We start from the raw sequence: 19,076 nt of genomic DNA, 5'->3' as shown, positions 1-19,076 counted from the left end.
GGGTTCCCGTTCCTGAAGGAGATGGTTCCGTCGTGACGACCGGTTTCAACACCACCGCCGCCGACCAATTGAAGCAGTTCGCCGACCGCATGGAGCGGTTGATGGACGAGATCGACGGCCTGAAGGCCGACCTGAAGGACCTGCGCAGCGAGGTCAAATCCGCCGGCTTCAACATCAAGGCGCTCGACAAGCTGGTCGCCATCCGCCGCAAGGACGCCGGCGAGCAGGAGGCCGAGCTGCTGAACGACCTGATGCTCTACGCCCACGCCACCGGCACGCCGCTGGACATCGTGGTGCCCGAACCGGCCGATTGACGATGTAAGGATCGTTGCGAAGCCGCATCATAATTGTTCCGGGAGCGAAACATGACGTTTCGCTCCCGGAACATGTCGTTGCGCAAGCGCATCAAAGCGCCGAAAGCTTAGCGCTTCCACTCGCGGCTGGATTTCACGAAGTCGGTCAGGGTGACCCCGATCTTGTCGTCCACGATGACCACCTCGCCGCGGGCGACGAGGACGCCCTCCACATAGACGTCGGTCGGGTCCTTCAGGTGCCGGTCCAGTTCCACGACGGCGCCACGGCCGAGCTTCAGAAGGTCGCGGACGCGCAGCATGGCGGTGCCGATGACCACCTTGATCTCGACCGGCGCGTCGCCGATGGCGAAGGCATCGCTGCTCATGTCGTCGGACGAACCGGCGCCCAGCAGATCGTCGATGTTGGCCATGCCGCACTCCTTCGCCTGGATCACAAGACCCTTCAACCGACAAGAGTTACCGCACCGGGCGCGCCGGGGCAACGGCGACCGTCGCGACACCCTGCGACAAGGATGGGAAACAACAGCGCAAATTTGGTTTTCCTGCGCCGCCCTGTGTTGATACCCTGCCAGTCCGACGTGAAACCAGCCGCGAAGGCAGAGCCATGACGACCGAATCCCAACGCCCGCTGGTCGACAGCGCCTGGCTGAAGGGCGCTCTCAACCGCCCGGACCTCGTGATCCTCGACGTGCGCACGCCGCCATCGGGTGGCTTCATTCCCGGCTCGATCCATTCCGACTACGCGAAGGCCGGCTGGCGGGCGACGGTGGACGGCGTCCCGGGCCTGCTGCCCGACACCGCCGTTCTGGAAGGGCTGATCGGCGGGTTGGGGATCGGCAACGAGGACCACGTCGTTCTGGTCGCCAGCGGCCTGAGCGCTGCCGACATGGGCAACGCGACGCGCGTCTATTGGACGCTCAAGACGCTCGGCCATGACCGCGTGTCGGTGCTGGACGGCGGCTTCGCCGCCTGGAGCGACGCCGTCCTCCCCGTCACCACGGCCGCCGCCACCCGTCCCGCCACCACCTTCACCGCGACCCCCCGCGAGGACCTGCGCGCCCCCCTTCCCGTGGTCGCGGCGGCGGTGGCCGGTGGCTCCGTCCCGCTGCTGGACTCCCGCTCCGCCGAGCAGTTCGAGGGCAAGGCCAAGAGCCCGCAGGCCCGCGTTCCGGGGACGTTGCCGGGAGCGGTGCTGATCGAGAACGGCGCCTTCTACTCCGCCACCGGAAAGCGCTTCCTCCCCGCCGACGCGGTGAAGGCTCTGGCGGATGGGGCCGGGACGGGCGAGTCGACGATCACCTTCTGCAACACCGGCCACCTCGCCTCGGTGTCCTGGTTCGCGCTGAGCGAGGTGGCGGGGATCGACGGGGTCCGCCTCTATGACGGGTCGATGTCGGAATGGACCGCCGACCCGTCTCGTCCCGTCAAGAACGGGCCGGTGGCTTAAGCGTTAAACGCTCTTGCGGCGCCGGCGGAACCGCCCGAGGTCCGACCGGCGCAGCAGGCCCAGCGCGACCGCCAGAACCGCGTAGACCAGCAGTCCGGCAAGGCCCAGCAGCACCAGCCCGCCCAGCCGCTCGAACAGGCCATGGGCGGTCAGCCAGGACGAGAGCTGCGTCTGCACCAGCCACAGCGTGCCGCCCATGGCGAGCGCCGCGACGGCCATGCGCGGCAGGTTGCGCAGCAGCCGGGCGTCGGCCTTGAACAGCCCGCGCCGGGTCAGCAGCCACGCCAGCAGCCCGGCGTTGACCCAGGCGGCGACGGAGGTCGCCACCGCCAGCCCCACCTGGGCCAGCGGCCCCATCAGGGCCAGCTTCAACGCCACGTTGACCGCCGTCGCGGCCAGCGCCACCCGCACCGGCGTCGCCGTGTCGTGCCGGGCGTAGAAGCCGTTGACGAGGCTGCGGATCACCACGAAGGCCGGCAGCCCCAGCGCATAGGCCTGCAAGGTGGCAGCGGACTGCGCGGCGTCGGTCGGGCCGAAGGCGCCGTGCTGGAACAGCACCGACACGATGGGCAGGCCGGCGACCAGGAAGGCGGCGGCGGCCGGCAGGGTCAACACCAGCGACAGCTCCACCGCCCGGTTCTGGCTCTCCACCGCGCCGGGCTCGTCGCCGCCCTTGATGCGCCGGGCCATTTCCGGAAGCAGAACGGTCCCCACCGCTATCCCGATGACACCCAGCGGCAACTGGTTCAGCCGGTCCGCGTAGTAGAGGTAGGACACTGCCCCGGTGGGCAGCAGCGAGGCGATCAGCGTGTCGACGAACAGGTTGATCTGCGTCAGGCCGGACCCCAGCGCCGCCGGACCCAGCACGGTCAGGAAGCGCTTCACGTCCGGCGTCAGGCGCGGCAGGGGCAGCCGCAGCCCCATCCCGGCGCGGCTCGCCTCCCAGTACAGGTACAGGAACTGCGCCAGCCCGGCGGCGAAGACGCCCCAGGACAGGGCGTGGCCGACCGTGGGCATCAGCGGCGCGGCCAGCACCATCGCCGCGATCAGGCACAGGTTGAGCAGGATCGGTGCCGCCGCCGCCGCGCCGAACCGCCCCATGCTGTTCAGCACGCCGGCCAGCAGCGATTCCAGCGAGATGAACAACAGGTACGGGAAGGTGATGCTGGTGAACAGGACGGCCAGCCGGAACTTCTCCGGCTCGTCGGAAAAGCCCGGTGCGAAGACGGTCATGAACTGAGGCATGATCGCCAGGATGCCGGCCAGGAACAGCAACTGCACCGCCAGCAGCAGGCTCATCACCTCCTCGGCGAAGCGCTTGGCGGCGGCCTGCCCGTCCTGCACCAGCTTGGCCGAGAACAGCGGCACGAAGGCGGAGTTGAAGGCCCCCTCGGCGAACAGGGCGCGGAAATGGTTGGGCAGCCGGAACGCCACGAAGAAGGCGTCGGCCACCGGCCCGGCGCCGAGCAGCGCTGCGGTCAGAACGTCGCGCAGAAAGCCAAGGACGCGGCTGACCAGCGTCAGCCCGCCGACGGACAGGATGTTGCGGAGCACGGTGCGTACGGGTCCTCTGATGGGCGGCGCCATCCTAACGTTTTCCCCGCCCGCGTCACGCCTTTCGGCATGCCAGCCCGTGTGGAATTTGAAAGCAGTGGGCGGAAACGGTCTGCTAGGATCGCCGCCCACCCATGTCCTCTCCACCCACCTTCAGACAAGCGGAACGTCCATGGCCCAGGGTCTTCCCCTCACCTATCTGGAAGCCGGCGAAGCGAACGGCGGCACCCCCCTGCTGGTCCTGCACGGCCTGTTCGGGTCGGCGCGCAACTGGCAGACCCTGGCGAAGCGCTTCGCGGAGCGGCACCGGGTCTACGCCCTGGACCTGCGCAACCACGGCGGCGCCCCCTGGTCGGACGAGATGACCTACCCGGCGATGGCTGCGGACGTGCTGCGCTTCCTCGACGACCGCGGTTTCGCGCGGGCGTCGGTGGTCGGCCACTCCATGGGCGGCAAGGTGGCGATGACCCTGGCGCTGACCCATCCCGACCGGGTGGAGCGTCTGGCGGTGGCCGACATCGCGCCGGTCGCCTACACCCACACCCACGCCCCCTTCGTGGCGGCGATGAAGCAGGCCAGGCTGGAAGGCTGCACCCGCCGCTCGGAGGTCGAGGCGCAGCTTGTGGACGCGGTGCCGGAAGCCCCCCTGCGCTCCTTCCTGCTGCAAAATCTCGTTCTGGAACAGGGGTCGTTTCACTGGCGGATCAACCTCGACGCCATCGGCGCCCGCATGAGCGACCTGATCGGCTTCCCGGATCTGGACGGCGCCCTGTACGACGGCCCCACCCTGTTCATCGGCGGCACCCGCTCCGACTACATCGTGCCGGAGAATCACGCCGCCATCCGCCGCCATTTCCCCAAGGCCACCATCGAGATGATCGAGGGCGCCGGCCATTGGCTGCACGCCGAACGCCCGCAGGAGTTCGCGGCCCTGGTCGAAGCCTTCGCGTAAGCCGTTCCCCGGAAAAGAAACGGGGGCCGCGAAGGCCCCCGTTCTCACATGCTGGCGATGCGAAGCCCAGTCAGAGCGCGCCCTGGCGGGCGCCGGTCTTGGCGGCCGGACCGGCGGACTGGTTGAAGGCGTCGCGCAGATAGGGCGACAGCGCCTGCCGCATCGTGCGCAGCCACTCGTGGATGATGATCAGCGAGCGGGAGGCGACCGGCGGGGTCATGCCCAGCTTCACCAGATCCTCGCGGGTCATCTGAGCCACCTCGTCGATGCGGTGGCCGGTCAGGCGCGCCCAGGCCGGGGCCGTGCAGGGCGCCATGGAGATGACCTCCACGCCCTCGCGCTCGACCATCTCCGCCTTGCGGCGGGCGTATTGGCTGTCGTCGAGCTGCGAGAAGGGGCCGGAGAAGCCGTTCTCGACCAGGACGCGCTTGGCCTTCGGGGCGATGGTGGCGATGCGCTCCAGCGTGTTCATGCCGGTGGAGAGCGACGCCAGATCGACGGTGACCGGCACCATGAAGGTCAGCCGCTCGCCCTCGCCGACATAGTAGTCGAAGCCCGACACCTCGGCCCAATTGAAGAACCACTGGGAAATGTTGCCGCCGAAGTCATAGAGGCGGCCGCCGCGCTGCAGTTCCGGACCGATCTGGTCCCAGAACTCGTAGAAGCCGTCGCCCGACCCCATCATGTTCATGAAGTCCTGGGTGATGCGGCGGTGCTCCACCACCTCCGGACCGAACAGGCGGTTCAGGCGCTCGTTCACCTCATATTCGACGACCTTGAGCTGAAGGCCTTCGAGCATGGCGGTCGCCATCAGGTGATGGGACAGCAGCGTCTTGCCGACGCCACCGCGGTCGTTGAGAACGAAGATGGTGCCCAGCATGCGATCGCCTTTCCAGAGTCTGTTCGTTGTCGAATCTTGAGGTGTTGAAACATGAAGGGCCGAAGCCTGGGGAATCGGGACCTCAGCAGGAGAGGATTCCGGAACCGCTGCCGAGGCGGGCTCATCCGGGGGACCGGCGGACTCCGCGGCGGCCGGTTCCGCCACCGGGGGCGGGGGCGGTTCCACAACCGGAGTGCCGTCCAGGTCCGGCTCGGCGGCGTCCGGCGGAACACCGGCGTCGCCATCCGCCTGGGCCGGCGGGATCCCTTGCGATTCATCCCTTTTCGGTTCGGCCGCTTCCGGAACAGCCGTCTCCGGTTCGGCCGTGGCGTCCTCGGCGTCCGCCGGCTGTCCCGCGGCGAGGGCGGCGCGGTGCACCGCATCCAGCATTTCGCGCGGGGTCGTCTCGCCCGCATCCCCCTCGTCCGGGCCGCCGTCACGTTCCTCGTTTCCCACGAGGAAGAAGGCCGAGCGCAGGGTGACGGGCGAGATCGGCTGGTTGTCGCGGGCGGTGACGCCCAGCTTCGCCAGCACATCGGAGATTTCCACCCAGGACAGGCCGCGCTCGCGCATCAGGCCGATGTCGGCGTAGCTTTCGCGGACGGCCTGCATGGCCGAGCGGTTTCCAGTCGGACGATCGGCAAGAAGCCGTTCCAGTTCCGCGCGATCAATCGACACCGTGTGTACCCGGCAGGCGTGGTTCTGGGGAGGGGTGGGTAGGATTTGTGATACCGCAGGAATCCGTTCCCCCCGGTGCGGAAAAAATAGTACAAGCGATTGGGGTGCGCAAACGGTTTCCAACCATGTTCAACCGCATTAAACCTGTGACACGGCAACCTTCCTTGGTCTCCGACAGGATTGCAGGATAGGGCCCGGCGTTTGGCGAAGATGCCCTATGATTTCCGATCGCAGGATCAGCGGACCGCCGACTCCGGCCGGACGCCAGGGACGCCCATCGGCTTCCACGAGCTGCGCCAGGCCTGCGAGATCTCGGCGCTCCGGGAGGATCTGGAGCGCGTTCTCCAGGACACCGGCGCACTGCGCGACAGCATCGAGGACGCGGTGGAGCAGGTGCGTCAGCGCTTCTCCGCCCTGACGGCGGAGGAGTTGGCGAACTCCGAGACGATGGCGCCGCTGCTCCAGTTCGCGGTGTCGACCCTGTTGTCCATCCGCGACGAAGCCCGGCGCATCAACACCCAGACCGGCCCGGTCGACGATGACGACCGCCCCACGCGGGCCGCCGCCGATGCGCGTCCCCAGTCGTCCGCCACAGCTCCGGCGGCGTCGCAGACGACGCCACAGTCCGCGGCCCAGATCGCTCCCCAGACCGCCCCCCAAACCTATGCGCCGCCGCCGTCGGACGAGCCCACCCCTTCCTTCGTCCCCGAACCGGTGCGCAAGGAACCACCTCCGCCGCCGGCTCCCGCACCGGTCCTGTCGCCCTTCGTGCCGCGCGCGCCGGCTCCGGCGCCGCAGCGCCCGGCGAACCCGGACCCCACGGCCGACTCGCCTCCCCCCCCCTCCTGGCTTTCGCCCTTGTCGGGGCGCAAGGGCGGTTCCGGAGCCAACGGCAGCGCTCCCCGCAGCGGCAATGTGGACTGGCTGAGCCGTCCCAAGCGCTGACCTTCCCCCTTCGGCCGCATTGTTGCGGGAAGGTCGCACCTCGTCCGAACGGTCCCACGTCACACCGATTTTCCTTGAACTCCGAATTGGGTGCGACTACCACTTTATTTGGTAAATGAATCTTTACCAATAACACCTGCGGCGACGCATGAGGGTGGTGGTCATGACACGGGACGATGTGGACACGCTGGCACGACCGGCGTCCGGCCTGGAATGGCGGCACCGCTGCGGCCCGGCCGCCCAAGCCGACAGAACAGAGTCCGACCGGACCGAGTCACCCCGGCGCGGCACCCAGGCGGCGGTCCGTCCCCTGCGGCTGCTGATCGTGGAGGACGAGACTCTCGCCGCCGAGGCGGTGGGCATGGCCGCCATGGACCTCGGCCACATCGTTTGCGGCACCGCCCGCACCGAAGAGGAGGCGGTGGCCATCGCCGGCCGCGAGCGTCCCGACGTCGCGCTGATGGACGTGCGGCTGGCCGGCGGCGACGGGATCGAGGCGGCACGGCGCCTGCGCGCCAACTACGGCATCCGCTCGATCTTCCTGTCCGGCTACGCCAACCACGCGATCATGGCCCGCATCACCGAGACCTATCCGCTGGGCGTGGTCAACAAACCCTATTCGCTGGCCCAGTTGAAATTGGCTCTGGACCTCGCGGCACGGCGCCTGCACGGCCCGCGCGGCTGACATCATCCCGCTTCGTCAAACAAGGAAGGGCGGCCTCCCCCGTGGGAAGCCGCCCTTTCCTTTTTCGAACCCTCGCGGAGCGTGACGCTCCCTACCCCTGCCTCACTCCTGGATGAACGCCTTCACATAGGAGTGCGACAACGGCTGAACCAGATAGTCGAGCGGGGTGCGGGCGGACAGCAGGATGCGCGCCTCCACCGGCATGCCCGGCTTGATCGTCAGGTTGTGGACCTGATGGGAGTCGCTGTCCTTCAGCTTGATCCGCGCGATGTAGGATTCCTGACGGGTGATCGGGTCCATCACGCGGTCGGCCGAGACGTAGGTCACCGTGCCGTCCAGCGAGCCGACGACGCGGCTGTCATAGGCGGTCAGCTGCACCTTCACCGGCAGATCGACGGTCAGCGACTTGATGTCCTTCGGCTGGACCTTCACCTCGGCCAGCAGGGCGCGGCCGTCCGGGATGATGTCCAGGATCGGCTCGTTGGCGGTGATCGTGCCGCCGGCGGCCCAATGGCTGTGCATCACCACGGTGCCGGCGTCCGGAGCCTTGATGGCGCGGGTCTCAAGCCGGTTGGCGGCGTCGCGGATCTGCTCGGCGAGGCGGATGACGTCGCCACGGGACTTCTCCAGATCGACCAGGACCTTTTCGCGGAAGTCGTTGCGGCGGCGCAGAAGCTCGCCCTCCGCGTCCACGGCGGCCTGGTTGGCCTGGGCGATGCGGGCCTCCAGCTCGCGGTCGCGGCCCTTGAGCTGCGCTTCCTCCTTCTGCTGCTCAACCAGCTTGGTGCGGGTGGCGTTGCCGCGGGACAGCAGGCCCTGGGTGATGACCAGATCGTCCTCGATGAGTTGGATCTCGCGGGCCAGGAACCTGCGCTGCTCCTGAAGGCTCTTGCCCTCCTCGCGCAGCGTGGCGACGCGCTCCTTGGTCAGCTTGGCCTCGGTGTCGAGCTGGTTGCGGCGGACCTGGAACAGGGTCTCCTGGTTGCCCATCAGCTTTTCCACCGTGCGGTCGCTGCCGCGGCGGCGCAGAAGCTCCTCTGGCCACTCGATGGCCGGCTGCTCGAACAGCTCGGCGGTCAGGCGCGCTTCCAGCGCCTGGGTCTCCAGCCAGGAGGTGCTGAGCACCTGGAGCCGGGTCGCCGCCTCGGTGCTGTCCAGCCGCATCAGGACCTGACCGGCCTTCACCGTGTCGCCTTCCTTGACGAGGATCTCCTCGATCTGGGCCGTCTCGGTGTGCTTCACGATCTTGCGGCCGGTCTCCGGGGCGAGTGCGCCGGAGGCCATGACGGCGCTGTGAAGCGGGGCGAGCGCGGCCCAGGCGGTCATCCCGCCGAAGCCCACCGCCAGCACCATGAAGCCGCCGGCCAGAAGCCCGCTGACCCGGGTGTCGGGAACCAGCGCGCGCAGCGCGCCGATCGACGTCATGGTCTTCGTCTTGTAGGTGTTCATGGTGGTGTCGGTCATCACAGAAGGTCCTTGATCGCCGGAGGTGCTGGGTGCTGGTCTGGAGGTTCCGGCGTCAGCCGGCGGCGCTCTGCACCGGCGCCGGGCCGATGTTGCGCAGGCGGCTCCAGTTCGGGCCCTGCTGCTCCTGCTGGCGTTGCGGCAGTTCGACCGCCATGCCGTTCTTCAGAACGAAAGTCTTGTCGGAGATGTCGACGAAGGCCGGGGAATGGGTCAGCACGATGGTGGTGACGCCGCTGTTCTTGGCCTCGACGATGAACTCGCGCACCGCCTTGTGGCCGATCTCGTCCATGCCGGCCGACGGCTCGTCGAGAACCATCAGCGAGGGACGTCCGTAGCCGGCACGGGCCAGGGCGATCAGGCGGGCCGAAGCGCCGGTGATCGGGAACAGCGGGTCGGTCACCTCGGTCTCATAGCCGCCGGGCAGGCTTTCGATCCAGGAATGGATGCCGGCGCGCTTGGCGGCGTCCTCGACCTTCTCCCGCGTCGTCTCGGTGAAGCGGGCGATGTTTTCGGCGATGGTGCCGGGCAGCAGGTCGGCGCCCTGGGCCATGTAGCCGATGCCCTGCTCCGGGGTTTCCGGGTTCAGCGAGGCGACGGCCAGGCCGCCCAGCCGCACGGTGCCCGCCGACGGCATCGCCACACCGGCCAGCAGACGGGCCAGGACCGACTTGCCGGAGCGGTTGGGACCGGCGATGCACACCGTCTGGCCCGGCTCCACGGCCAGCGTGACGCTGCGCAGGATCGGCTTCTGGTCGCGGGGGGAGACGAACAGCAGGTTCTCGACGGTCAGGCGCTCGCGCTCCACCGGGATGATCGGACGCTCCGGCTCCAGCGACAGGCGCTTCAGCAGCGGGAACAGGCGGCGGAAGGCCTGGTAGGACTTCTGGATCTGGCCCCAGGCGCCGGCGGTCTGCTCGACCGGGGCGAGGGCGCGGCCGACCAGCATGGAGGTGGCGATCATGCCGCCGAAGGACAGATGCTGCTCGATCACCAGCAGGGCGCCGACGCCGGTCACCGCGATCTGGATGACCATGCGGACCCACTTGGTGAAGGCGCCGATGGCGGCGGCGCGCTCCGTCGAGCGGCCCTGCAGGGCGGAGGTGGTCATGGCGTCACGGGCCACGGTGTCCAGCGCGCTCGGCCCCATGCGCAGGCCGCGCACCGTTTCCGACCGCGACAGCAGGGAGTCGAACAGGCGCTGCGAGCGGCTGGCCGGGGCCTTGCTGTCCTCGGCGAAATGACGGACCGCCCAGTTGCTCAGATAGCCCAGCGCCGTCATGATGACCATCGCGGCGACCAGGATCACGGCGAGCAGCGGGTGGATCAGGTAGATGCCGATGACATACAGGGGCACCCAGGGCAGGTCCATCAGGGCCGGCAGCGACGGGCGGCTCATCGCGCCCTTGACCTCCATGAGGTCGCTGACCGGGGCGGTGTCCGGACGGCCGCGGCCCGAGGCGTCCAGCACGTCGGCGGTCAGCCGGCGGCGCCAGGTGACCTCCAGCGCGTTGCCCGCGCGGGCCAGAATGCGCGCCCGCACCGTTTCCATGGCGGCGCTCAGCGTCAGGGCCAGGACGACGATGACGGTCAGCATGACCAGCGTATCGATGTTGCCGGACGGAATGGCCCGGCTGAAGACCTGAAGCGAATAAAGTGGCATCGCCAACATCAGAAGATTGATGGTAGCGCTGAAGACAAATGCACCAACGAGTACCCGGGTGAAATAACGTCCCCCGTGAGCCATATCTTTATTGGTCTTTTCAGACCCGCGAGAAAACAGGCGAGGCATTTACAGCCCTCCAATTGTCACCGTTTGCGGCAGTGCCCACTGGATGCAGGCGAGGTCAGTTGGCGCGTTTTTGGTAAATGAAATCTGAAGATTGAGGGACATCACAGGAATGCCACTGAAAACCACCCCCTTTGCGCAAACGACAACGGCGCCTCATGTGAAGGACCTCCCTGTTCCCCCTGCTTCAAGGAACGCCGCATGACCGACACGCTGACCATCGACCCCGGCCATCTCGCCCTGCCCGACCTGCGGCGCATCCTGCGCGACCCGCCCGTCCTGGCCCTGGCGCCCGGCTGCCGCGCCGCCATCGACGCCTCGGCCCGCACGGTCGCGGACGCGGCGGGCGGGGAGCGCGCGGTCTATGGCGTGAACACCGGCTTCGGCCTGCTGGCGAAGAAGCGCATCCCCCCGGATCAGGTGCGGGAGTTGCAACGGCGGCTGGTCCTGTCGCACAGCGCCGGCACCGGGCCAGACCTGCCGCCGGGCGTGGTACGGCTGATCCTGGCGCTGAAGGTCAACGCGCTGGCGCGCGGCCATTCCGGCGTGCGCATGGCGGTGATCGAGGCGCTGCTGGCCCTCTACAACCACGGTGTTCTGCCGGTGGTCCCGGCCAAGGGATCGGTGGGGGCATCCGGCGATCTGGCACCGCTGGCCCACCTGACCGGCGTGCTGATCGGCGAGGGCGAGGCCGACGTGGACGGCGAGCGGCTGCCCGCCGCCGCGGCGCTGGCCCGCGCCGGGCTGGCGCCGCTGGCGTTGGAGGCCAAGGAAGGCCTGGCCCTGCTGAACGGCACGCAGGTGTCCACCGCGCTGGGTCTGGCCGGGCTGGTCACGGCCGAAGACGGCTTCGCCGCCGCCCTGGTCGCCGGGGCGCTCAGCGTCGATGCCGCGCTGGGCAGCGACGGTCCCTTCGACGCGCGCATCCACGAGCTGCGCGGCCAGCCGGGCCAGCGCGACGTGGCCGCCGTCTACCGCTCCCTGCTCCAGGGCAGCGGCATCCGCGACTCCCACCGCGAGGGGCACGAGACGGTTCAGGACCCCTACAGCCTGCGCTGCCAGCCGCAGGTGATGGGCGCGGTTCTCGACCATCTGCGCTTCGCCGCCGGCGTGCTGGAGCGCGAGGCCAACGCCGTCTCCGACAACCCGCTGGTCTTCCCGGACAGCGGCGACATCCTGTCGGGCGGCAACTTCCACGCGGAGCCGGTGGCGATGGCCGCCGACGTTCTGGCCCTGTCCATTGCCGAGACGGGGGCGCTGTCGGAGCGGCGGATCGCGCTGCTGATGGACACCCACCTGTCGGGCCTGCCGCCTTTCCTGGTGGCCGACGGCGGGTTGAACAGCGGCTTCATGATCGCCCAGGTCACCGCGGCGGCGCTGGCCAGCGAGAACAAGCAGATGGCCCATCCGGCCAGCGTGGACAGCCTGCCGACCTCCGCCAACCAGGAGGACCATGTGAGCATGGCGACCCACGCCGCCCGCCGCCTATCGGACATGGCCGACAATCTGGCGGGCATCGTCGCGGTGGAGCTGCTGGCGGCCACCCAGGGCATCGACCTGCGGGCGCCGCTGGCCTCCTCCCCCGCGCTGGAGCGCGCGCGGGCGCTGCTGCGCGCCCACGTGGCGATGTGGACGGAGGATCGGGCGATGGCCCCGGACATCGCGGCGGCGAAGCGGTTGGTGACCGAGGGGGCCTTCCGTCCCTTCGCGGAGTCGCTCCTGCCCTGATGCTGAGACAAGACCGCGCAGGCGGCTCCGGCCGGTTTTCGGCAATCCGTTGAAGGGCTAAGCTTCCGGTTATCCCACTCCAACCGCTTCCCTTCGATCCGGAGACCATCATGGAAGGACGCAAAGTCCCCTCGGTCGTGTTCAAGACCCGCGTGCGTGACGAAAGTGTCGGCGGCCCCAACCCGTTCCGCTGGCAGGACGTCAGCAGCGACGAGCTGTTCGCCGGAAAGCGCGTCGTCGTCTTTTCCCTGCCCGGCGCCTTCACCCCGACCTGCTCCAACCAGCAGGTGCCGACCTACGACGCGCTCTATCCGGAGTTCCGCGATTTGGGCATCGATGAGGTCTACTGCCTCAGCGTCAACGACGCCTTCGTGATGTTCCAGTGGGGCAAGCATCTCGGCGTGAAGAACGTCAAGCTGATCCCCGACGGCTCGGGCCATTTCACCCGCCGCATGGGCATGCTGATCAACAAGGACCATGTCGGCTTCGGCATGCGCAGCTGGCGCTACGCCATGGTGGTGACCGACGGCGTGATCGAGAAGCTGTTCGAGGAGCCAGGCATCAACGACGCCGGCGAGGGTGGCGACCCCTACGGTGAGTCCGCTCCGGAAGCGGTGCTGGCCTACCTGCGGTCGCGCTGAACTGGTATTCCGTTTCGTTAGCCCTCTCCCCTCTGGGGAGAGGGGATGACCACCAAATTTTTCAAGCCGGAACGGCGGTCCCATCCGCCGGCTCCGCCTGGGCCGCCTGCGCCTTGCGGTGCTCGTGGGCCGCCCAGGCCCGCTCGTGCAGATGATAGGCCACCGTGTTGCACAGCGGCTCCACCAGCGCCAGCGCGCCGCCCACCGCGATGCTGCCGGTCATCAGATAGCCGACCGTGAAAGCCACCGTGAAGTGGATGCAGGCAAAGCTGAAGGTCTTGGTCATCGCGGAACTCCCGAACGCCGCCGTTTCTGTTCAGCCTCAGCATGCGCGTCGGGCGGCGACAGGTCCAATCGAACGATCCGAACAGATCGATAGACGATCCCTATTCACCACCGGAAGGGACGGCGACGGTCGCCCGCCTCCGGCACGCTGCCGCGGCGCAACCGGGTGCCCGGCGGAACGACTTCAAAGGGCCGGCTGTGCGCCGGCTCCAGCAACCGCACTTCGGGGCGCTTGAAGAAAGGGATCAGCGCAGCCCCCATGACGAATCCGCCGACATGCGCCCAGAAGGCCACTCCGCCGCTGTCGTCGGAGGTCGGGGTGGTGACCCCGCTCAGGATCTGTCCGACGAACCAGAAGCCCAGCACCAACACCGCCGGAACGCTGATGACGCGCACGATGATGATGAACCAGAAGAAGACGCCGACATTGGCCCGCGGGTGAAGCACCAGATAAGCGCCGAGAACCCCGCCGATGGCCCCGCTCGCCCCCACCATCGGCACTTCGGACGTTGGGGCAGCGAAGCTCTGGGCCAAGGCCGCCGCCGTTCCGCACAGCAGGTAGAAGACCACGAAACGGCCCCGCCCCATGCTGTCCTCGACGTTGTTGCCGAAGATCCAGAGGTACAGCATGTTGCCGGCGAGGTGCAGAAAGCCGCCATGCATGAACATGGAAGTGACGACAGACATCCAGGGCGGAACGACCCGCAACGGCTCCGGCAGGTCCGCATAGCCGAACAGCACCGCCGGGACGAGGCCGAAGGAATAGACGGCGAGGTTCCCGGCCCGCGCGCCCAACGAGAGCTGCCACAGGAACACCATCACGCACAGCGCGATCAGCGCCATGGTGACGACCGGCGTCCGCCGCGTCGGGTTGTCGTCGTAGATGGGCAGGAACAGCATCGGCGGCGCTTTCGGTAGAGGCGACCCTGTTCAGTACGATGGTCCCGCCCCTTGGTTCCGCCAAGACGTACGGGAGACGCGTACAGGCGGAAGCCGGCAAAGAAAAACCGGCGCCCCGTGAAGAGCGCCGGTTTCGTGAAGCGAAGCCGCGGTGCGGATCAGGTGCCGGGCATCAGGTGCCCTGGGGCTCCGGGTCCATCCCACCGCTTTCCTTGGTGGTCGGCACCGACGGGCGACGGCCCGAGGTCGGGGTCGGCTGCTTCGGCGGGGCCGGGGAGAAGCCCTCCCGCTCGTCGTTGCGGATCAGCGGCTCGCCACGCAGCAGGCGGGCGATGTCCTCACCGCTCAGGGTCTCGTACTCCAGCAGACCCTTGGCGATGGTGTGCAGCTGGTCGATGTTCTCCGTCAGGATGCGGCGGGCCTCGCCGTACGCCTCGTCGACGATCCGGCGGATTTCCTCGTCCACCGTGCGGGCCGTGGCGTCGGACATGTTCTTGTGCTGGGTGACGGAGTGGCCGAGGAAGACCTCCTGCGTCGGCTCGCCGTAGAGCAGCGGGCCCAGCTTGTCGCTCATGCCCCATTCGGTGACCATGCGGCGCGACATGTCGGTCGCCATCTTGATGTCGCCCGACGCGCCGGTGGTCACGCGGTCCTTGCCGAAGATCAGCTCTTCCGCGATGCGGCCGCCCATGGCGACGCGCAGGTCGGCGTGCAGCTTGGCCTGGGACAGCGAGATGCGGTCGCCTTCCGGCAGGCGCATCACCATGCCCAGGGCGCGGCCGCGCGGGATGATGGTGGCCTTGTGCACCGGATCGCTGTCCGGCTGGTGGATGGCGACGATGGCGTGACCGGCCTCGTGATAGGCGGTCAGCTTCTTCTCGTCCTCGGTCATGACCATGGAGCGGCGTTCCGCGCCCATCATGACCTTGTCCTTGGCGGCCTCGAACTCGGCCATGCCGACGACGCGCTTGCCGATGCGGGCGGCGAGCAGCGCGGCCTCGTTGACGAGGTTGGCGAGGTCTGCGCCCGAGAAGCCCGGCGTGCCGCGCGCGATGACCTTGGCGTCGACATCCGGGGACAGCGGCACCTTGCGCATGTGGACCTTGAGGATCTTCTCGCGGCCCAGCACGTCGGGGTTCGGCACGACGACCTGACGGTCGAAGCGGCCGGGACGCAGCAGCGCGGGGTCGAGCACGTCGGGACGGTTGGTCGCGGCGATGAGGATGACGCCTTCGTTCGCCTCGAAGCCGTCCATCTCGACCAGCAGCTGGTTCAGGGTCTGCTCGCGCTCGTCGTTGCCGCCGCCCAGGCCGGCGCCACGATGGCGGCCCACGGCGTCGATTTCGTCGATGAAGATGATGCAGGGGGCGTTCTTCTTGCCCTGCTCGAACATGTCGCGGACGCGGCTGGCGCCGACACCCACGAACATCTCGACGAAGTCGGAGCCGGAGATGGTGAAGAAGGGCACGTTGGCTTCACCCGCCACGGCGCGCGCGGTCAGGGTCTTGCCGGTACCCGGCGGGCCGACGAGCAGCACTCCCTTCGGGATCTTGCCGCCCAGACGCTGGAACTTCTGCGGGTCCTTCAGGAACTCGACGATTTCCGCCAGCTCCTGCTTGGCCTCGTCGATGCCGGCGACGTCGTCGAAGGTGACCCGGCCGACCTTCTCCGTCAGCAGGCGCGCGCGGGACTTGCCAAAGCCCATGGCCTTGCCGCCGCCCGACTGCATCTGACGCATGAAGAAGATCCAGACGCCGATCAGCAGCAGCATCGGGAACCAGGACAGCAGGACGGAGAACAGCGACGGCACGTTGCTGTCGTCCGGAACGGCGCTGATGCGCACGTTCTTCTGCGTCAGCCGCTCGACCAGCCCGGCTTCGGGCGGGACGTAGGTGCTGAAGGACCGGCCGTCGGTGAAATGGCCGGAGACCTGATTTCCTTTGATGGTGACGTCGGCCACTTGGCCGCGGTCCACTTCGGCGAGAAGCTCGCTGAACGGAACCGTCGTCTGCGGGCTGCGCGTGGAAGAGCTCTGGAACAGGTTGAACAGGGCCACCAGCAGCAGCCCGATGATGATCCAGAGCGCGAGATTCTTGCCGAAATTGTTCACGTCGAAAGCCTTTCTGCGAACCCTGCGCGGAAAGGTAGGCCGATGCGGAGCCACCCCTCCCGGGCTTACGGGCACGTTCCCAGATTAAATAATGCCGACACGGTCCGAAACAACCGGAAAAGCTGGGCCGGCCATCACCACCCCGGGCGCGTGCAAAGCGACCGCCGAAAGGGGGAATCCGGGCCGCGAAAAGCCCAGATGCGGCACCGCCGCCAGCCCGTTTCCGTCCCACAGCGCCGGCAGCGTCTCGCGGACCGGTTCGGGCAAGCCGATGCGGCCCGAATCCGGGCCTGCGGACCGCACCCTTTGCCACCCTTCCCGCCCCAATTTTGCCACGGTGACCGCACCACCCGCCCCAGGCCACAGCCGAACGGCGAATCGGCGATCCCACCAGACTTCGCCGCCAGGGGTAAGGGCCAGCCGTTCGGTGACCCCGACCGGCTCCCGCGCGATCACCAAATGCCCCTTCCGCGGCAGGATGCGGCAGCCGCCAAGCGTGCGTCCCTGGAAGTCTTCTCCCGCGATCTCGGCGAACAGGCGCTCCGCCGCCTCGTCCTTCGGCGGGTAAGGCGCGCCACCGATCACCGCGATGCAGCGGACCAGCGCGCGCAGGCCAAGCTCCTCCGATGCCCCCAGCAACGGCTTCGGGTCCAGCCGCAGCCAGCCCTCCGGATGGACCTCGGCGGCCTCGGCCAGCAGGGCGGCGGTCCCTGCCTCCAGCGCGTTGCGGGCACGTGCGGCGCGGCGCGCAAGGCCGGCGAGACGCGGCGCGTCCATCCCCTCGGCGGCCAGCGCCTCCCCCGTCGCGCGCAGGCGGGCGCGGGCGAAGCGTGGGTTGCTGTTGGACGGGTCCTCGATCCACTCCTGGCCGAAGGCGCGGCAGGTCGCCTGCAGCCGCTCGTGAGGCAGGTCCAGCAGCGGCCGGATCACACGCACCGCGCCGCCCGCGCGCACCGGCGCCATGCCGGCCAGCCCGTCGATTCCGGAGCCGCGGGCGAAGCGGAGCAACACCGTCTCCGCCTGATCGTCGCGATGATGTGCGAGCGCCAGATGAAGGACGCCCTCCTCCCGGCAGCGCTCGGCCAGCAGGCGGTGGCGCGCGGCGCGGGCCGCTTCCTGGATGCCCGTCGCCGGCTTCTCGCCGTCCCAGCGCAGAACGGCGTGGGCGACGCCGCGGGCCTGGAGCCAGCCGCCCACCCGAGCGGCCTCCGCCGCGGATTCCGCACGCAGCCCATGATCGACGATCAGCGCGAGGGCATCCCCGCCCCGTTCCACCGCCCAACTCTGAGCGAGCAGAACCAGCCCGAGGCTGTCAGCACCGCCGGACACGCCAACGGCCACACGCGGCCGCGTCTCGAAGCCGCCCAGCCGGTCCATGCGGGCGGCGAACTCTCCCGTGGAAATCGGCCCGGCAGGGTCGGACGCGTTCACCGCGCCCGTCAGGCGCAGTTCAGGCGGCGGCGCTCGGTGTCGGCGCGGCGCTTCACGCTGGCCGAGGCTTCGGGGAATTTGGTGATCAGCTGGTTGAAGGCCGTGCAGGCGTCCTTCTTCTGGTTCAACTGCTGCAGCGACATGCCGAGCTTCAGCAGGTTGTCCGCCGCCTTGTTGTTCTTCGGATACTTCTGCACACCCTCGGCGAAGGCAACGGCGGCGTCCTGGAACTTGTTGCGGACGTAGTAAGTCTCACCCAGCCAGTACTGGGCGTTGCCGGCGAGCTGGTGGCCCTTGTTCTTGGCCAGGAAGTCGCTGAAGGCCTTTTCCGCCTTGTCGTAGTCGGACTGGCGCAGCAGCTCGAAGGCGTGCTCGTACTGCTTCTCCGGGGTGGAGTTGGCGGGCAGCGGCGCCACGGCGGCGGTCTGCTTCTCCGCCGGCTTGTCGGCCGTCCTCTCGGGCGCCTTGGCGGCGCTGGGAGCCGCGGCGGGAGCCGCCGCGCTGGGCTTGGCCGGGGCGCCGAACGGATCGCTGGCCGCCCCGCCGCCCTTGCTCTCCAGCTCCTTCAGGCGGAAGTCGATGTCGCTGTTGACCCGCTCCAGCCGGTCCTTCATCTGCGAGATCTGATAGGTCGCCTCTTCATAGCGCCCGGTCAGCTCCGACAGGGCGCGCTCCAGCTTCTGCAGCCGCACCTCGAAATCGGCGGCCAGCGACGGTTGGATCTCGGCGGTCTGCCCCCGCGAGTAAGAGTTGCCCGGATAGGCCTGCGCCACCTCGACGCGCCCGCCCAGCGCCTCCACCCCCGACTCCAGCCGGTCCAGACGGTCCTGCAGCGAAACCGTCTGCGCGAGGACGGAGCCGCTGCACAGCAGGCCGCCAAGCAGCAGGGCGGCGAAAGAAGTGGTCTTGGTCATGCGTCGAGGGTCCTGTCCGGGCGGGAAAAGCCGTCGTTAAGAGGGTGCCGGCCCAAGCGGGCGAAACTATGGCGGCTGTTTACCAGATGCGCGCGCCCCTTGCACGGTGGTGATTTGGAAATCTCCCGCGCACCGGGCGCAATCCCGAAAGAGACCACAGAAAAAAGCCCCTTCCCGGTGTCCCGGAAAGGGGCCTTTCCCTCAGGAGGTCCTTAAGAGCGTCTTACGCCTTGAGGATGCCGCGGCCGGCGAAGCGGGCGGCGGTGCCGAGCATCTCCTCGATGCGGATGAGCTGGTTGTACTTGGCCAGACGGTCGGAGCGCGACAGCGAGCCGGTCTTGATCTGGCCGCAGTTGGTG

Annotated in this window: 17 protein-coding genes and 1 pseudogene; 7 read left to right on the top strand and 11 right to left on the bottom strand. The window is 68.5% G+C overall.

The window, feature by feature from the left end; genetic code table 11:
• Positions 1-32: 32 nt before the first annotated feature.
• On the top strand, positions 33-314 hold the full coding sequence (locus FHW79_RS28705) for a DUF2312 domain-containing protein (protein WP_348984306.1): 282 nt from the start codon (positions 33-35) through the stop codon (positions 312-314).
• 107 nt (positions 315-421) lie between these two features.
• Here the strand turns inward: FHW79_RS28705 and fliN are convergent, their stop codons facing one another.
• Positions 422-724: a flagellar motor switch protein FliN gene (gene fliN, locus FHW79_RS28700; protein ID WP_014240218.1), complete on the bottom strand. Its 303-nt coding sequence runs from the start codon at positions 722-724 to the stop codon at positions 422-424.
• Positions 725-918: 194 nt separating this feature from the next.
• On the opposite strand from fliN, the gene FHW79_RS28695 reads away from it, so the two are divergent.
• Entirely contained in the window at positions 919-1,761 is an 843-nt protein-coding gene (locus tag FHW79_RS28695; protein ID WP_183182067.1) for a rhodanese-like domain-containing protein, read from the top strand.
• 3 nt (positions 1,762-1,764) lie between these two features.
• Here the strand turns inward: FHW79_RS28695 and murJ are convergent, their stop codons facing one another.
• Positions 1,765-3,315 carry a murein biosynthesis integral membrane protein MurJ gene (murJ, locus tag FHW79_RS28690; RefSeq protein ID WP_183182066.1) on the bottom strand — a complete coding sequence of 517 codons (1,551 nt, stop codon included), beginning with the start codon at positions 3,313-3,315 and terminating at the stop codon, positions 1,765-1,767.
• Between the two features lie 172 nt (positions 3,316-3,487).
• Here murJ and FHW79_RS28685 point away from each other — a divergent pair, with 172 nt between their 5' ends.
• Positions 3,488-4,267 (top strand): alpha/beta fold hydrolase, encoded by a 780-nt coding sequence (locus tag FHW79_RS28685; protein ID WP_183182065.1) that lies wholly within the window; start codon positions 3,488-3,490, stop codon positions 4,265-4,267.
• Positions 4,268-4,337: 70 nt separating this feature from the next.
• Here the strand turns inward: FHW79_RS28685 and FHW79_RS28680 are convergent, their stop codons facing one another.
• Positions 4,338-5,759, bottom strand: a complete 1,422-nt coding sequence (locus tag FHW79_RS28680; protein WP_247884658.1) for a hypothetical protein — start codon at positions 5,757-5,759, stop codon at positions 4,338-4,340.
• A gap of 267 nt (positions 5,760-6,026) precedes the next feature.
• Here FHW79_RS28680 and FHW79_RS28675 point away from each other — a divergent pair, with 267 nt between their 5' ends.
• Both FHW79_RS28675 and FHW79_RS28670 read left to right on the top strand, forming a co-directional pair.
• Positions 6,027-6,770 (top strand): hypothetical protein, encoded by a 744-nt coding sequence (locus tag FHW79_RS28675; RefSeq protein WP_183182063.1) that lies wholly within the window; start codon positions 6,027-6,029, stop codon positions 6,768-6,770.
• A gap of 163 nt (positions 6,771-6,933) precedes the next feature.
• Positions 6,934-7,455, top strand: a complete 522-nt coding sequence (locus FHW79_RS28670; RefSeq protein ID WP_183182062.1) for a response regulator — start codon at positions 6,934-6,936, stop codon at positions 7,453-7,455.
• A 102-nt stretch (positions 7,456-7,557) separates the two neighbouring features.
• Here FHW79_RS28670 and FHW79_RS28665 read toward each other — a convergent pair whose 3' ends face one another.
• Together FHW79_RS28665 and FHW79_RS28660 are read right to left on the bottom strand one after the other, a co-directional pair.
• A complete protein-coding gene (locus FHW79_RS28665) occupies positions 7,558-8,919 on the bottom strand; it encodes an HlyD family type I secretion periplasmic adaptor subunit (RefSeq protein ID WP_183182061.1) in 1,362 nt (453 codons plus the stop codon).
• Positions 8,920-8,974: 55 nt separating this feature from the next.
• Entirely contained in the window at positions 8,975-10,666 is a 1,692-nt protein-coding gene (locus tag FHW79_RS28660) for an ATP-binding cassette domain-containing protein (RefSeq protein WP_183182060.1), read from the bottom strand.
• 243 nt (positions 10,667-10,909) lie between these two features.
• Here FHW79_RS28660 and hutH point away from each other — a divergent pair, with 243 nt between their 5' ends.
• The gene (gene hutH / locus FHW79_RS28655) at positions 10,910-12,436 is read left to right on the top strand and encodes a histidine ammonia-lyase (protein ID WP_183182059.1); all 1,527 of its coding nucleotides are present in this window, start codon (positions 10,910-10,912) and stop codon (positions 12,434-12,436) included.
• 110 nt (positions 12,437-12,546) lie between these two features.
• On the top strand, positions 12,547-13,077 hold the full coding sequence (locus FHW79_RS28650; RefSeq protein ID WP_183182058.1) for a peroxiredoxin: 531 nt from the start codon (positions 12,547-12,549) through the stop codon (positions 13,075-13,077).
• Between the two features lie 61 nt (positions 13,078-13,138).
• Here FHW79_RS28650 and FHW79_RS28645 read toward each other — a convergent pair whose 3' ends face one another.
• From FHW79_RS28645 to eno, 6 genes and pseudogenes are all read right to left on the bottom strand, one after another.
• Positions 13,139-13,363, bottom strand: a complete 225-nt coding sequence (locus FHW79_RS28645; protein ID WP_183182057.1) for a DUF2061 domain-containing protein — start codon at positions 13,361-13,363, stop codon at positions 13,139-13,141.
• A 104-nt stretch (positions 13,364-13,467) separates the two neighbouring features.
• Positions 13,468-14,262 carry a rhomboid family intramembrane serine protease gene (locus FHW79_RS28640; protein ID WP_247884656.1) on the bottom strand — a complete coding sequence of 265 codons (795 nt, stop codon included), beginning with the start codon at positions 14,260-14,262 and terminating at the stop codon, positions 13,468-13,470.
• Between the two features lie 172 nt (positions 14,263-14,434).
• Positions 14,435-16,372, bottom strand: coding sequence for an ATP-dependent zinc metalloprotease FtsH (gene ftsH, locus FHW79_RS28635; protein ID WP_014240204.1), 1,938 nt, complete (start codon positions 16,370-16,372; stop codon positions 14,435-14,437).
• 84 nt (positions 16,373-16,456) lie between these two features.
• On the bottom strand, positions 16,457-17,803 hold the full coding sequence (gene tilS / locus FHW79_RS28630) for a tRNA lysidine(34) synthetase TilS (protein WP_348984305.1): 1,347 nt from the start codon (positions 17,801-17,803) through the stop codon (positions 16,457-16,459).
• A gap of 8 nt (positions 17,804-17,811) precedes the next feature.
• Positions 17,812-18,717 (bottom strand): tol-pal system protein YbgF, encoded by a 906-nt coding sequence (gene ybgF / locus FHW79_RS28625; protein WP_183182056.1) that lies wholly within the window; start codon positions 18,715-18,717, stop codon positions 17,812-17,814.
• 223 nt (positions 18,718-18,940) lie between these two features.
• Positions 18,941-19,076 (bottom strand): annotated as a pseudogene (eno, locus tag FHW79_RS28620) (phosphopyruvate hydratase); the annotation flags it as partial.

The sequence above is a fragment of the Azospirillum sp. OGB3 genome, from assembly GCF_014192915.1.
Taxonomy (GTDB): domain Bacteria; phylum Pseudomonadota; class Alphaproteobacteria; order Azospirillales; family Azospirillaceae; genus Azospirillum.
This window is presented reverse-complemented; position numbering and strand designations above follow the sequence as displayed.